Origin of the sequence: Streptomyces sp. NRRL B-24484, assembly GCF_000717715.1 — a bacterium.
In the GTDB taxonomy this organism is placed as follows: Bacteria; Actinomycetota; Actinomycetes; order Streptomycetales; family Streptomycetaceae; genus Kitasatospora.
In genome coordinates this window covers 1-944 of the sequence record NZ_JOAI01000133.1, presented here as the reverse complement: position 1 = coordinate 944, position 944 = coordinate 1, and the positions used below count along the sequence as shown (strand labels likewise).

The 944-nt window shown below is 72.6% G+C and carries 2 protein-coding genes; one reads left to right on the top strand and one right to left on the bottom strand.

All coding sequences use genetic code 11. The features are described 5' to 3' along the window. Nucleotides 1–258, bottom strand: a 258-nt coding sequence (locus tag IE98_RS0141590; protein ID WP_030277962.1) for an Hsp20/alpha crystallin family protein, incomplete at its 3' end; no start/stop codon positions are given. A 109-nt stretch (nt 259–367) separates the two neighbouring features. Here IE98_RS0141590 and IE98_RS0141585 point away from each other — a divergent pair. Continuing rightward, the coding region (locus IE98_RS0141585; RefSeq protein WP_043176421.1) for a hypothetical protein at nt 368–944 on the top strand (577 nt) is incomplete at its 3' end.

Here is a 944-nt window from a genome sequence, read left to right as displayed (position 1 = left end):
CTCGGACAGCTCCCACTTGACGCCCTCGCCTTCCTGGCGCGGGCGGCGTTCGGCCTTGACGGTCACCATGTTCCGCTCGACGTCGATGTCGATCGCCTCGGGGTCGACGCCCGGCAGGTCGAAGCAGATCACGTACTCGTCACCCGCGCGGTAGGCGTCCAGCGGCATCGGCGTCGGCCGGGACCAGGTGCCGGTCGTGCTGAGGAACTGCTGGGTCAGCCGGTCCAGCTCGCGGAACGGGTCAGTGCGCAGCAGCATCGCGAAACACCTCCATGGATCGAATGGGTGCCAGTGCGCTTCACCTGACACCTTTGTAGCGCGTCATCCATTCGACGACAAGTTGGCATGTCGCCTATAGAGTGACTGCATGAGTGAGAAGTCCCGCAGACCCGCCGCTGGTCCTCCCCAGCCGGTCGAGCCCGCCTCGTTCCTCGCGGCCGCATCCGCGCTGGCCGCCATAGACGACGCCGTCCGCACCGCCCAGAACACCGCGCCCCGGACCTCCACCGCTCCCGAGGCTCAGGACGGCCCCGAGCAGGCCTTGGCCGCCCTGCTGCTGCTGCGCGAGCTGCGCACCCAGCTCGCCGGCTGGGAGGCCGGACTCGTGGAGGCCGCCCGGAAAGCCGGCGCCACCTGGGCGGAGCTCGCCCACCCCATGGGCGTCGCCAGCCGCCAGGCCGCCGAGAACCGCTACCTGCGCCTCAAACCCGCCCGTGGCTCCGCCGACGAGGAGACCGGCGCCGAGCGTGTCAAAGCCGTCCGCGACCGCCGGGCCGCCGACCGCACTGTCACGGCCTGGGCCCGCGACCACGCCGCCGACCTGCGCGTCCTCGCCGCCCGGATCGCCGCCCTCACCGACCTGACCCACCGGGCCCGGCCAGCCCAGGCCGCCCTCACCACCGCCCTCGGCACCCCCGACCCGGCCGACCTCGTCGCGCCCCTGA